The organism is Streptomyces sp. NPDC008092 (assembly GCF_042957285.1).
Taxonomy (GTDB): Bacteria; Actinomycetota; Actinomycetes; order Streptomycetales; family Streptomycetaceae; genus Streptomyces.
Genome location: NZ_JBIBHY010000010.1, coordinates 322,210 through 334,773, shown reverse-complemented (window position 1 = coordinate 334,773; position 12,564 = coordinate 322,210). Strand labels below are relative to the sequence as shown.

10 protein-coding genes are annotated in these 12,564 nt (G+C 74.1%); 7 read left to right on the top strand and 3 right to left on the bottom strand.

The annotated features are described in order from the left end of the window. Positions 1-25: 25 nt before the first annotated feature. Positions 26-1,081, bottom strand: coding sequence for a hypothetical protein (locus ACFZB3_RS31390; protein WP_391381204.1), 1,056 nt, complete (start codon positions 1,079-1,081; stop codon positions 26-28). Between the two features lie 313 nt (positions 1,082-1,394). Then, positions 1,395-2,510 carry a SpoIIE family protein phosphatase gene (locus ACFZB3_RS31385; protein ID WP_391381202.1) on the bottom strand — a complete coding sequence of 372 codons (1,116 nt, stop codon included), beginning with the start codon at positions 2,508-2,510 and terminating at the stop codon, positions 1,395-1,397. A 134-nt stretch (positions 2,511-2,644) separates the two neighbouring features. Between ACFZB3_RS31385 and ACFZB3_RS31380 the strand changes: the two genes are divergently transcribed. The 3 genes from ACFZB3_RS31380 to ACFZB3_RS31370 all read left to right on the top strand — a co-directional run bounded on the left by ACFZB3_RS31380 (position 2,645) and on the right by ACFZB3_RS31370 (position 5,079). Further along, complete coding sequence (locus ACFZB3_RS31380; RefSeq protein WP_391381200.1) at positions 2,645-3,085, top strand: hypothetical protein; 441 nt, start codon at positions 2,645-2,647, stop codon at positions 3,083-3,085. A gap of 296 nt (positions 3,086-3,381) precedes the next feature. Beyond that, positions 3,382-4,365, top strand: a complete 984-nt coding sequence (locus ACFZB3_RS31375) for a hypothetical protein (protein ID WP_391381197.1) — start codon at positions 3,382-3,384, stop codon at positions 4,363-4,365. Positions 4,366-4,485: 120 nt separating this feature from the next. After that, positions 4,486-5,079: an HAD family acid phosphatase gene (locus ACFZB3_RS31370; RefSeq protein WP_391381195.1), complete on the top strand. Its 594-nt coding sequence runs from the start codon at positions 4,486-4,488 to the stop codon at positions 5,077-5,079. A 128-nt stretch (positions 5,080-5,207) separates the two neighbouring features. Here ACFZB3_RS31370 and ACFZB3_RS31365 read toward each other — a convergent pair whose 3' ends face one another. Beyond that, complete coding sequence (locus ACFZB3_RS31365) at positions 5,208-6,536, bottom strand: aminotransferase class I/II-fold pyridoxal phosphate-dependent enzyme (protein WP_391381193.1); 1,329 nt, start codon at positions 6,534-6,536, stop codon at positions 5,208-5,210. A 90-nt stretch (positions 6,537-6,626) separates the two neighbouring features. On the opposite strand from ACFZB3_RS31365, the gene ACFZB3_RS31360 reads away from it, so the two are divergent. From ACFZB3_RS31360 to ACFZB3_RS31345, 4 genes are all read left to right on the top strand, one after another. Further along, positions 6,627-7,433, top strand: coding sequence for an alpha/beta fold hydrolase (locus ACFZB3_RS31360; RefSeq protein WP_391381190.1), 807 nt, complete (start codon positions 6,627-6,629; stop codon positions 7,431-7,433). 202 nt (positions 7,434-7,635) lie between these two features. After that, complete coding sequence (locus ACFZB3_RS31355; RefSeq protein ID WP_391381455.1) at positions 7,636-8,559, top strand: endonuclease/exonuclease/phosphatase family protein; 924 nt, start codon at positions 7,636-7,638, stop codon at positions 8,557-8,559. A gap of 10 nt (positions 8,560-8,569) precedes the next feature. Continuing rightward, positions 8,570-10,525 (top strand): FUSC family protein, encoded by a 1,956-nt coding sequence (locus tag ACFZB3_RS31350; RefSeq protein ID WP_391381187.1) that lies wholly within the window; start codon positions 8,570-8,572, stop codon positions 10,523-10,525. Positions 10,526-10,795: 270 nt separating this feature from the next. Next, positions 10,796-12,502, top strand: coding sequence for a VWA domain-containing protein (locus ACFZB3_RS31345; protein ID WP_391381185.1), 1,707 nt, complete (start codon positions 10,796-10,798; stop codon positions 12,500-12,502). Positions 12,503-12,564 lie beyond the last annotated feature (62 nt).

The following is a 12,564-nucleotide window of genomic DNA, read 5'->3' as shown; positions in this document are numbered from 1 at the left end:
TCGCGCGGCCGCCCGCCGTGAACGTCTAATGCGTCTGGAGCTGCCGCAGCTGCTGCTGGACGTTCTCCAGCGCACCCTCCCGGCGGCCCGGCACCCTCAGTCGCAACTCCGCGAGCGCGGGCCCGAGTTCACGGGCCCGCGCCGTGTCCTTGATGGCGCCCCACTGGTGGTGGGCCCGGTCCGCGGCCGACTCCACGGCCGGCGCGTCGGCCGGCTGTCCCGCGGCCAGCCGGGCGTGCGCCACGGTCAGCCAGGTACGGCAGCTGCGCGCCGCGTCCCCCGCGAACATCGCGAGGTCGGCCCGTACCTCGGACCAGTGCAGGGCGTCCTCGGAGGCCGGTCCGTGCGCCCGCGCGGCCGCCTGCTCCCAGCGGGCGGCGAGTTCGTCCGCCTCGGTGTGCCGCCCCTCCCGCACGGCCGTGCTGATGGCGTCGTGCGGATCCCCGCTGTCCGGGGTGTGCGTGCTGAGCAGGAAGCCGGAAGCGGCCTCCGCCCCGAGCCGCGCGAGCACCTGCCGGTGCAGCTCCGCCATCGCCGGCCGGTGCCCGCTCCGCAGCACGGTCGCCACGGCCTTCATGTACGACGGTGCGGCGACCTCCCGCCGGGCGGGCGGCGGCGCGATCCGCCCGTGCACGGCGTTGTTCCGCCCGCAGTCGAGCGGAACCGTGTGCAACTGCTCCCAGGTCTCCGGGTCCGCGTGCAGATCCAGCACCAGCGTCGTCGCGCCGGCCGGCCGCAGCCGCAGCTCCTCCCGGACCCAGTGCCAGGGCAGGCCGGTGTAACGGACGGTGGCCGGCGTGGTCCGGGCCAGCGCGAGATGCGGCAGCCGCTGCTTGCGGTCCAGGTGGAGCTGGCCCGTGACGAACACGGTGAGCGGGCCGGGGGCGGCCGCGGCGGCCCGCAGCCGGGTCAGGACGGCCTGCGGCTCCAGGGGGTCGGCGAGTTCGACGACGTTCGCGGTCTCGGTGCCGGAGAGTATCGCCGGGGGCACGGCCGCGAGCACGGACAGCACGGAGGCCGCGTCCACCATGCGCGCTTTGCCTGTCGGCGAGGCCGCGATCAGCAGCACGGTTCCGGGCATCGGGCCCTCCCCCTTTGTTCCCCGGTTTCACTTACGCCAGCACGGTAACGGCTGCGCTTGCAAAGCGGGGGGTACGGGGGATGTTTGAGCCGGGTAACAACCGGTACGCCCCCGGAGGGGTACACCGTCACCACCTTCCCTGCCCCGCTCCCTGAGCCTTCGAGCCTTCGCCGCACTTCTCCACTGCCCCCACGGATCGCCGCCGCAACGGCGATCGGTACCGCGCCGTCGTGGCCGGTCGCGCGGTTCCTCCCCCGGCCTTCGGCCGGGGGTACCCCCAGCGCCCCTGACGGGGCGTCGTGGTCCCGTGGCTCTAGGGGGTCCGGCGGATCGCGAAGATCGTGGTGTCGTCGGAGAGGCGGCCGCGGGTGTGGCGGAGCACGCCGTCGCGGATGTGGGCGACGAGGGGGGTCGGGGCGGGGGCCGGGGCCAGGGCTGCGGTCCGGGGGAGGTCGAAGAACGCGCCGTCCGTGTTCCTCGCCTCCGTCACGCCGTCCGTGGTGATGAGGAGGGTCTCGTCGGGGGCGAGGGAGACGGTGAGGGTGGGCGGCGGGCCGGTCGCGGTGGTGAGGTCGGCCATGCCGAGGGGGAGTCCGCCGCCCGGGGGCAGGGGGCGGACCCCCGTCGGCCCCACCGCCAGCGGCGGCTCGTGACCGAAGTTGATCAGTTCCACGACGTCCGGGGCGTCCGGCGGAAAGCCCAGCAGGACCGCCGTGGCGAAGCGGTCGCCGTCGTCGCGGCCCAGCGCCACCGTGTGACGCCGGTGCCGGATCATCCGGGTCTCCAGCCGGTCGGCCACCGTCGCCAGGTCCCGTTCGTGGTAGCCCGCCTCGCGGAACGTCCCCAGCAGCGCCGCCGCCGTCTCCACCGCCCCCAGCCCCTTGCCCTGGACGTCCCCGACCAGCACCCGCGTGCCGTACATCCCCGGCTGGATGTCGTAGAAGTCGCCGCCCACCCGGGCCTGGGTGTCGGCGGCCAGGTACACCGCCGCGTGGTCCAGCCCGGCCCACCCCGGCGGCAGCGGCCGCAGCACGGTGCGCCGGGTCGTCTCGGCGATGTCCCGCATGTGCAGCATCCGCCGCTCGCTGTTCCTGCGGACCGCGCAGGCGAGGATGGCCAGCAGCCCCGCGAAGGCGACCAGTATGAAGTCGGGCAGCCCGGCCTGGTACTGGTGGGGCCAGGCGCTGTCCACGGCGACGTAGTCGAGGACCGACAGCACCGCGAAGACCGCCGTCGTCCACACCCCGCAGATCGCCGCCGCGATACCGGGCACCAGAACGATCCAGGAGACGATCCGGAACCGCTCCGTGGTGTTGAGGTCGACCGCCGTGATCCCGGCGAGCAGCAGGAGCGGCGCCACCCAGGAGATGCTCCGGCCCCTGGCCCACCACAGCTCCGTGCGCCGCCGCAGGGCCTGGTGGTCGGTCACGAGAGTCAGGGAAACACGGGCGCGGACGCATCGCACGTCGTACAGAGCGTCGTACGGAATGTGCCGACCGACTTGCCAGGGGGTACCCGCAGGTGTGCTCTGGAAGGTGGGGGCGAGGTGAGAGGAGCACGCTCATGGCTCAAGCGGCACCCACGTCCGGCGGTATGCCCCGGAGCGGCCGGACGCCCGACGTGTTCAGTACGCGGATGCACGCCAGGGCCCGGGTGGCCATACCGGTCGTGACCGGGCTGATCTACGGCTACTGGGCCGCGGCCAACCGGCGCATGGGCGGGCCCATCACCGGCTGGAACCTGCTGTTCGGGTTCCTGACCGCGCTCGTCTTCGCGGTGGTGCTGTTCGCCGTGCTGACCATCGCCCCACGGCTGCGGCGGGAACTGCACGCCGTGGTGTGGACCGCGTTCATCGGCATCGCCTTCGGCTTCCTGTACAGCCAGAGCGGCGACTCGATCCTCCGGTCCGTCGCCATGGCGCTCGCGGTCGCGGCGGTGACGTTCATCGTGATGTTCTACCGGTTCTACACGCACGAGGACGCGGCCGGACACCGCATCCGGTAGCCGCGCGGCGCTGTGCGTGGACCCCGGCCCCCACGGCCGGGGTCCACGTGTTCCCCTGTTTCCCCTCACCAGTCGCCGAGGCGCCGTGGGCGCCCGACGACGCTCCCAAACCAGGAAACACCCGTTCGGGTCAACCCTCCACCGGAGCGCGGCGCCCCAAGGGTTTCCGGGGTGTCCCGGGTTTCCCGGGGGCCCGCACCGGCGTACCGCCCGTTCGGCCCGTCCCGCGCCCCGCGGCACCCCCGAATGCAGTCGCCCCGCTCGCCTGACCGGCCCTCAGGGGCTTGCCTGGAAGCGTGCCCTCAGTGCCCCCGGGGTCCTCCTGGCCCGCGCCGCCCTCAGGTCTCCGGCGCGCCCTGTCGGCCCTGCTGATCGCGCTGGGCTGCCTGCTGCTGCCGTTCGGCGCGCTCGCGGCCTGGGCGGCGTACGGGCTGGCGGACACCGGACAGTACGTCAGCACGATGGCGCCGCTGGCCGACGACCCGGACGTCCGGGACGCCGTGGCGGACACCGTCGGCGACGGCATCATGCGCGAGGTGGACGTCGGCCGGCCGATGCGCGGCACGGTCGCGCCGTTCGTGCGCGACGCGGTCCGGTCGTTCACCCAGACCCGGGCGTTCCGGCTGGCCTGGGACGCCGGCAACCGGGCCACCCACGACGCCGTGCTGCGCGCGCTCCAGGGCGAGCGCGAGGAGCCCGTGACCGTCGACCTCGCGCCGGTCACCGCCCAGGTCAAGGACCAGCTCACCCAGGACCATGTGCCGCTCGCGGCCCGCATCCCGGTCCAGCACACGGCCGTCGCGGTACTGCCGGCGGCCGAACTGGACCGGCTCCGGAAGGGGTTCCACGTGCTTGAGGTCGCCGGCTTCTGGCTGCCCGTCGCCGCCGTCGTCTTCGCGGTCGGCGGCATCGCCCTCGCCGTCCGCCGCCGCCGTGCCGTCACGGCGACCGCGCTGGGCACGGCCCTGGGCGGCGCCCTGCTCGGCCTCGCTCTCGTGGTCGGCCGCCGGCTCACCCTGGCCGACCTGCCGCCGGACGTCTCGCACCCGGCCGCGGCCGCCGTCTACGACGCCCTGACGTCCACCCTGCGCACGGTCGCCTGGCTGCTCGTGGCCCTCGGCCTGACGGTGGCCGCGGCGGCCTGGGCCGGCGGACGGCTGCGCCGGTCCGGGCCGGAGGAGACGCGGCGAGCGGCCGCCGGTACGGCCGATGCCGACGCCGATTCCGCGTCCCTCAGGGCCGATTCACAGACTCCTGACCAGAACATGCCAGTCATGTAACCGGCTGCTTCTCCGGGTGTCACCCGGCGGGCGCACCGGCCGACCACCGTGGCTGGGCGACGGCCACCGGTACGGAACACCGGCGGCCGACGCCGACGCGACCCGAGGAGCCCCCACCCGATGAACCGTCCCACCGCGCGCCGAGCCGCCGTCGTCCTCACGGCCGGCCTCGCCCTGTCGTTCGCCGCCGCACTGCCCGCGCAGGCCGCCGACTCGACCGTCACCGAGGCCCAGTGGCTGTCCGACGTCGCCGCCGTCACCGGCCCCGCGCAGACCTACATCGACGACCGCGCCGCCGCCAACACCTCCGGCGCCAAGCAGGCGATCGTCCTCGACATCGACAACACCTCGCTGGAGACCTACTTCGAGGGCGGCCTCACCATCCCCGCCACCCCGCCGGTGCTCGCCCTCGCCCAGGACGCGCACGCCAAGGGCGTCAGCGTGTTCTTCGTCAGCGCCCGCAGCGACCTGTACAACGTGGTGACCAAGGCCAACCTCAAGTCGGTCGGCTACACGGTCGACGGCCTCTACGCGCGCACGGTCGCCCAGCTGCTCACCGAGTCCGTCGCGGACTTCAAGACCTCGCAGCGCAAGGCGATCGAGGCGAACGGCTACGACATCATCGCCAACATCGGCAACAACACGACGGACCTGACCGGCGGGTACGCCGACACCACCTACAAGCTGCCGGACTACGACGGCCTGCTGGACTGACCCTCCGCCGAGGGCTGCCGCGCAGCCGGAACCACCGGGGGCTGCCGCGCAGCCGGAACCACCGGGGGCTGCCGCGCAGCCGGAACCACCGGGGGCTGCCGCGCAGCCGGAACCGCAGCCGGCGGGAGCTACCGCGGGCCGTGCGCCGCGAGGGCGGCCAGGGTCCGCAGCGCCCCCGCCAGCTCCGGTTCCGCGGCCGACGCGAGCCCGAGCCGTACCGCGTCCGGCGTCCGCTTCGGGTCCACGCGGAAGGCGGTACCGGGCGTGACGGCGATCCCGCGGGCGGCCGCGGCCGCCGTGAAACCGTCCGCCCGCCACGGCTCGGGCAGCTCCCACCAGGCGAAGTAGCCGTGGGGATCGGCCCGTACGGCGAACCCGGCCAGCGCCTCGCGGACGAGCCGCTGCCGCCGTGCGGCCTGCTCCCGCTTGGCCGCCACGAGCCGCGCCACGGTCCCGTCCCCGATCCACCGCACCGCGGCCTCCAGCGCGAACGTCCCCGCGCTCCACCCCCCGGACCGCACCGCCGCCGCCACCGCGTCCACCCGGTCCTCCGGTACGACGGCGAACCCGGCGGTGAGACCGGGCGCGACCCGCTTGGAGAGTCCGTCGACGAGATGGACGAGCCGCGGCGCGAGGGCGGCGAGCGGCGGCTCGGGACCGTCGTGCAGAAACGACCAGATCCGATCCTCGACGACGGGAAGCCCCAAGTCGGTCACAGCCCGTGCCAGTTGGAGCCGACGCTCGGCCGGGACGGTCACCGACGTCGGATTGTGCAGGGTCGGCTGGAGGTAGAGCGCGGAGAGCGGCGCGGACCGGTGCACGGCGCGAACGGACTCGACGACGGGCCCCTCCTCGTCCGCCCGCACCGGGACGAGCGTGACACCGAGCCGCCCGGCGATCTCCTTGACCAGCGGATACGTCAACGGCTCCACCCCGACCCGGCCGCCCGGCCGCACCAGGGACCCCAGGGTGGCGGCGATCGCCTGCCGGGCGTTGCCGGTGAAGAGGACGCGGCCGGGGCCGGGCCGCCAGTCGCCGGTGGCGAGCAGCTCGGCGGCGGCCTCCCGGGCGTGCGGGGTGCCGTCGGCGGCGGCCGGCCGCAGGGCGTCGGTGAGCGCGTCGGGCCGCAGCAGCGGCGCGAGGGCCGGGGCAAGCAGCTCCGACTGCCCCGGTACGGACGGGTAGTTGAGCTCCAGATTGACGCGGGCGGCACCGCCCTCGACCAGCGCCCGCCCCTGCGGCACGGGCTGCGCGGCCCGCACGAACGTCCCCCGCCCCACCTCGCCCACCACCAGCCCGCGCCGCACGAGTTCGGCGTACACCCGCCCGGCGGTCGAGGCGGCGATCCCGTGCCGCCGCGCGAACGCCCGCTGCGGAGGCAGCCGTTGCCCGGCCCGCAGCCGCCCCCTCGCGATGTCCAGCGCGATCCGGTCGGCGATCCCCCGGAAGTCGTCCACCGTCCCCCCTCTCCCATTGCGCATTGCACATTGCACCGAGGGCAAAGATTTTATTGCACCGAGGAGTTGCGGCTCCCTAGGGTCGTCCACATGCCCCCCTTCCTCGCATACGACGACAATGACCAGCAAGAACCACACAACCCGCACACCCCGCGCACCCCTCTCCTCCTCGTCCACGGCCACCCCTTCGACCGCACGATGTGGCAGCCCCAGGTGTCCGCCTTCGCGCCGGCCCGCCGGGTCGTCGTCCCCGACCTGCGCGGCTACGGCGCCTCCCCGGTCACCCCCGGCAGCACCCCGCTCGCCCGCTTCGCGGCGGACCTGGAGGAACTCCTCGACGCACTGGACATAAGGACCTGCGTGATCGCCGGCCTCTCCATGGGCGGCCAGATCGCGATGGAGTGCTACGACCGCCTCGGCCCCGGACGCGTCCGGGGCCTGGTCCTGGCCGACACCTTCCCCGACCCGGAGACCCCGGAGGGCAGACGGGCCCGCAACGCCATGGCCGACCGGCTCCTGAGCGAGGGCATGCGCGGCTACGCCGACGAGGTCCTGGAGAAGATGGTCGCCCCGGACGCCCGCCCCGACGTGAAGGCCCACGTCCACCGCATGATGACGGCCACGCCCCCCGAGGGCGCCGCGGCCGCCCTGCGCGGCCGCGCCGAACGCCCCGACTACCGCCCCCTGCTGGCAGCGGCGACGGTCCCCGCCCTGGTCGTGGTCGGCGCGGACGACGAGTACACCCCCGTCTCCGACGCCGAGGCGATGCACGCCCTCCTCCCCGACTCCACGCTCCGGATCATCGACGCGGCGGCCCACATGCCGAACCTGGAACGCCCGGAGGAGTTCAACCGGGCGTTGGGGGAGTTCCTGGCACGGGTGGACGAAGACTCGTAATCTCGGGCAAGTGACACACCCGCAGGCCGGCCGGCAACCGTCCCAGCCCGCCCCGAACCCGGACCCGGCTCCGAACCCGAGCCCCAAGGCCGGACAGCAACCGCGTCAGCCCGTCCGGCGATCGAGGACGAGGCCGTTCAGGCCGAAGCGGGAGGCCGGGGGCGGCAGCCCCCGAGACGGTGCCCGCGGCCTCGCCGCCACCGTGGCGGCCCTGCTCCTCCTCGCGGCAACCACCATCGTCGGCTGCCGGATCGCCGACACCGACGCCGTCACCCCGGTTCCCCAACTCCTCGCCTTCCTCCCCTGGCTGCTGGTCCCCACCTCCCTCGCCCTGCTCCTCACCCTCCTCGCCCGCTGGTGGCCCGGCCTCTTCTGGGGCACCGCCGTGCTCGCGGCGCTCACCTGGTTCGTGGCGCCGCAGGGCGACGGTGGCGGCGCACCGACCGGCACCCCGCTCGCCGGCCTCCGCGTCCTGACCTCGAACGTCGAGTTCGGCAACGGCACCCCCGCCCTCGTCCGGCAGCTCCGCCGCTGGAAACCGGACATCGTGTTCGTGGCGGAGTGCGAGTACACCTGCCAGGCCAGACTGCGGAGGGACACCGACTACCCCTACCGGACAGCCGTCGTCGCCGGAGGCTCCACCGGCTCGCTCCTGCTCTCCCGCTTCCCGCTGCGCGCCACCGACGGCGTCCCCGGCACGATGGGCATGCCCGGCGCCGTCGCCGACGTCGACGGGCATCCCGTACGGCTGCAACTCGCCCACCCCATGCCCCCGCTGCCCGGCCAGGTCGCCCTCTGGCGCCGGGAACTGGGCCGGCTCCGCGACTTCGCCGCCGCCGACACCCGCACCCCGACGATCCTCGCCGGCGACTTCAACGCCTCCCAGGACCACGCGGCCTTCCGCCGCATCCTGGCCGCGGGACACCTCGACGACGGCGCCCGGCTCAGCGGGGCCGCCCGCACCGCCAGCTGGCCGGCGGCCACCGCCGCCGTCTTCGGGACGCAGATCGACCACGTCCTGGTCTCCCGGGACTTCTCGGCGACCGGCGCCCGTTTCCTGCACCTGGCCGACACCGACCACCGGGCCCTGGTCGTCGACATCACGCTCCACCAGCACCGACCCTGATAATGGGCGCATGTCCCGCGAGTTCCCCATCGGCCTCACCCCTCCCGACTGGCTGGTAAGGAACCTCCGGCCCCAGCAGGCCGCCCCCCTCAACTGGGCCGCCCTCGCCCGCGCCGCACTCGCCATGAGCCTCCCGCTCGTCGCCGGGCTCGCGGCCGGACAGCCCACGTACGGGGCGCTCGCCTCGATGGGCGCCCTGTCCGGGGTCATCGGCGACACCGCCGACGCCTACCGGATGCGGATCCTCAACATCGCGGTCCCGCAGCTCTTCGGCGCGGTCGGCGTCACCGCCGGCTCGCTGGTCTACGGCCAGGGCTGGGTCACCGTCGCCGTCATCACCGGCATCGCACTGCTCTCCGGGATGATCTCGACGATCGGCGCGGTGTCCTCCGTCTCCGGCCTGCTGCTCCTGCTCAACTCCGTGATCGGCGCGGGCCTGCCGCTGCCCGGCGCCTGGTGGCTCACCCCGGTGCTGATGACCGGCGGCGGCCTGCTCGTCCTGCTCCTCGCCCTGCTGGCCTGGCCGCTGCGCTCGGGCGTACCGGAACGCGCGGCGGTCGCCGCCACCTACCGCACGGTCGCCGACCTGCTCGCCGTGAGCGACGGCGACGACGGCGAGGCCTACGACCGGGCCCGGCACACCGTCACCCAGTCACTGAACGAGGCCTACGACCTGATCCTGGCCCGGCGCGCCCGGTACCACGGCCGCAACAGCGAACTCACCCGCATGCTCGCCCAGTTGAACGCGATCACCCCGGTGGTCGAGGCCGCCCCCGCCGTCCGGCTCGCCCGCCTCGCCGGAAAGCCGCTGCCGCCCGAGGTCCCGGCGGCGGTCCTGCACATCGCCGACGCCGTCGAGACCGGCTACACCGGCCCGATAGCGCTGGACCTGCCCGCGCCGGTCAACGAGACCGGCCGGGCCGTCGACCACGCCCTGCGGCACGTCGCCGAGGTCGCCACCACCCCCGATGTCGACCCCCGAGGCATCGACGACCGCCTGGGCCGCCCCGCCGCCCTCGGCATCCGCACCGCACGGGCCACCCGCAACGTCGTCCTCTCCGCCAACTCCTGGCGCTACGGCATCCGCCTCGCCCTGTGCATCGGCATCGCGCAGGCCCTGGTCTCCCTGGTCCCGGTCCCGCGCTCCTACTGGGTCGCCCTCACCATCACCTTCGTCCTCAAGCCCGACTTCGGCTCGGTGTTCTCCCGGGCGCTGCTGCGCGCGCTCGGCACGGTGGCGGGCCTGGTGGTGGCGGCGACGGTCCTCACCGTCGTACCGCGCGGCTGGTGGGACGTGCCGGTGATGATGGTCCTGGCCCCGCTGGTCCCCGCCCTGACCCCCCGCGGCTACGGCTTCCAGACCGCCGCCATCACCCCGGTCATCCTGCTTCTCTCCGACAACCTGAACCACCAGGGCACCGCCCTGCTCCTGCCCCGCCTCCTCGACTCCCTGATGGGCTGCGCGATCGCGCTGATCGCCGGGTACTTGCTGTGGCCGGAGAGCTGGCGCACCCGGGTCGGCGACCGGCTGGCCGACGCGGTGGCGGACACCGCGGCCTATGTCGAGCTGGCCTTCGACGCGGGCGTGAACCCCGCCGCCCGCGCCCGGCTGCGCCGCCGCCTCTACCGCGACCTGTCCGTCGTCCGCACCGAGTTCCAGCGCGCCCTGACCGAGCCGCCGCCCACCGGCCGCCGGGCGTCGGCCTGGTGGCCCCTGGTCGTCGCGGTGGAACGGATCGTCGACGCGACGACGGCCGCCCGGGTCCGGGTCCGGCACGGGGCACCGCCCCCGGACCGGGCCGAGGTCGATCAGGTGACCCTGCAACTGCGCGAGCTGGCGGAGGGCGTCCGCCGGTCGGAGACCCTCGTCGCGGTCCGCACGGACCTCACGGGCCCACCGGACAGCGTCCTGGAACCGCTGCGCCAGGAGGTGGCGGCGGCCAGGGCGATCGCCTCCCCGCACTGACCGGCTTTGCCTCTCCGTCACATATCCTTGACACAAGCGTGACATCGGGACCGCGATGGCCCACCCGCCCAACCGCCGCCCAACCGCCGACCGAACGGAAGACGAACTGAGCGCAGCTGAGGGGCGCTTGGGAACAGGCCGGGACTCGACCGCCGCACGTCCGACAGGAGTCATCGACCCTCCCCAAGATCGCAACCTGGGGCCGCTAACCTTACGTGTCCGTCCTGGCCAGCGATTGACGGGTATCAACTCACGCGAAGGGTTGCGCACATGGGCATTCTCACTCTCCTGCGGAACGCATTCGGCAGGTCGCGAAAGCCGCGCCCTGCCGAGGCAGAGGGTGCGGACCAGCTCCCCTCGCAGTCGAAGCAGCAGGCACCGGCGCCGGAACCGGAAGCATCGGCGGCAGTCCCGGAGCCCCGCCCGGCAACGACCGACGAACACGATCTGGTCTCCGCGGCCTTCGACAACGTCACGGTTCCGAAGCAGGCGACCCGCCTGATCGAACCGGAGGTGGAAATCAAGCCGGAGGCGAGCCCGGAGACGGCCACGTCGACCGCGGCCACCCCCGAGCCGACACCGACGGCCGAGGCCGCCCCGGAGGCAACCGAGAAGCCGACCACAGAAGCGCCGGCCACGCCCGAGCCCGCGGCGGAGGCAGCGCCCGAGCCCGAGCCCACGACCGAGGCACCCGAGCCGACACCGGTGATCAAGGTCGAGGCCGAGCTGACGGTCGAGCCGGAGGCGTCGACGGAGCCGGAGGCAGAAACCGAGGTCGAAGCCGAGGCAGAGGCCGAGGTCGAAGCCGAGGCAGAAACCGAGGTCGACGCCGAGGCAGAGGCCGAGGCCAAGGTCGGACCCGAGCCCGAGCCCGAAGCGGCGGCCGAGCCGGAGCAAACGCCGGAGCCAGCCGAAGAGCCGGCCACGGAGCCGACAGCCGCGGCCGAGCCGGAGCCCGAACCGGCGACCGAGCCGGAGCCGGCAGCCGAGACGACCGTCGAACCGCAGGCCGAAGCGGCCGCAACGCCCGAGCCCGAGCGTGAGCCCGAGCCGGCAGCCGAAACCACCCCCGAACCGGTCGAGGCGACAGCCGAGACCACCACCCCGGAACCCGCCGCGACCGCCGACGGCGAATCGGCCCCACAGGGGCCACCCGCACCCGACCACGAAACCGTCACGGGTGGTGCGGGTGGGAACACGACGGCCGAAGGCGAAGCCGAGGCCACGGCCCCCACCGACACCGCGGCCGCCGACGGCGAATCCGCCCCACAGGCGTCACCCGCACCCGACGACGAAACCGTCACGGGTGGTGCGGGCGGGAGCACGACGGCCGAAGGCGAAGCCGAGGCCGCGGCCCCCGCTGCCGCCGCCCTCGCCAAGGCCGGCCTCACCGGCACCCAAGCCGTCACCTACCTCGTCCTCGACCGCTCCGCGAGCATGCGCGCGTACTACAAGGACGGGTCCGCCGCGGCCCTCGCCGACCAGACCCTCGCCCTCGCCACCCGCCTCACCCCGGCCGGCGAGACCCCCTCCGTGCACGTCGTCTTCTTCTCCACCGAGGTCGACGGCACCACCGACCTCACCGCCGACTCCCCCGAGAACGCGATCGACGAGGCGCACGCCGGCCTCGGCCGCATGGGCCGTACCAGCTACCACGCCGCCGTAGAGGCCGTACTCGCGCACTACGACAAGAACGTCGGCGCCACGGCCCCCGGCACCCCCGCCCTGGTCGTCTTCCAGACCGACGGCGCCCCGGACGCGAAGACCCCCGCGACCCAGTCCCTCACGGACGCCGCGAAGTCCCACCCCTCGCTCTTCTTCTCCTTCGTCGCCTTCGGCGAGCACGAGAACAAGGCCTTCGACTACCTCCGCAAGCTGAAGACCGACAACGCGGCCTTCTTCCACGCGGGCCCGACCCCCCTGGAGCTCACGGACGCCGAGCTCTACGACGGCATCCTGATCGACTGGCGCCCGTAGCCCCCACGGCACAGCCCCACCGAGGCAGCCCCACCCCCATGCCGCCCGCTTCTCACCCAATA

What these genes read in the sequence shown, in the direction of transcription:
- ACFZB3_RS31350 (WP_391381187.1), top strand. Translation starts at nt 8,570, where the DNA reads ATGTCCCGCGAGTTCCCCATCGGCCTCACCCCTCCCGACTGGCTGGTA.
- ACFZB3_RS31345 (WP_391381185.1), top strand. Translation starts at nt 10,796, where the DNA reads ATGGGCATTCTCACTCTCCTGCGGAACGCATTCGGCAGGTCGCGAAAG.
- ACFZB3_RS31390 (WP_391381204.1), bottom strand. Translation starts at nt 1,081, where the DNA reads ATGCCCGGAACCGTGCTGCTGATCGCGGCCTCGCCGACAGGCAAAGCG.
- ACFZB3_RS31360 (WP_391381190.1), top strand. Translation starts at nt 6,627, where the DNA reads ATGCCCCCCTTCCTCGCATACGACGACAATGACCAGCAAGAACCACAC.
- ACFZB3_RS31370 (WP_391381195.1), top strand. Translation starts at nt 4,486, where the DNA reads ATGAACCGTCCCACCGCGCGCCGAGCCGCCGTCGTCCTCACGGCCGGC.
- ACFZB3_RS31380 (WP_391381200.1), top strand. Translation starts at nt 2,645, where the DNA reads ATGGCTCAAGCGGCACCCACGTCCGGCGGTATGCCCCGGAGCGGCCGG.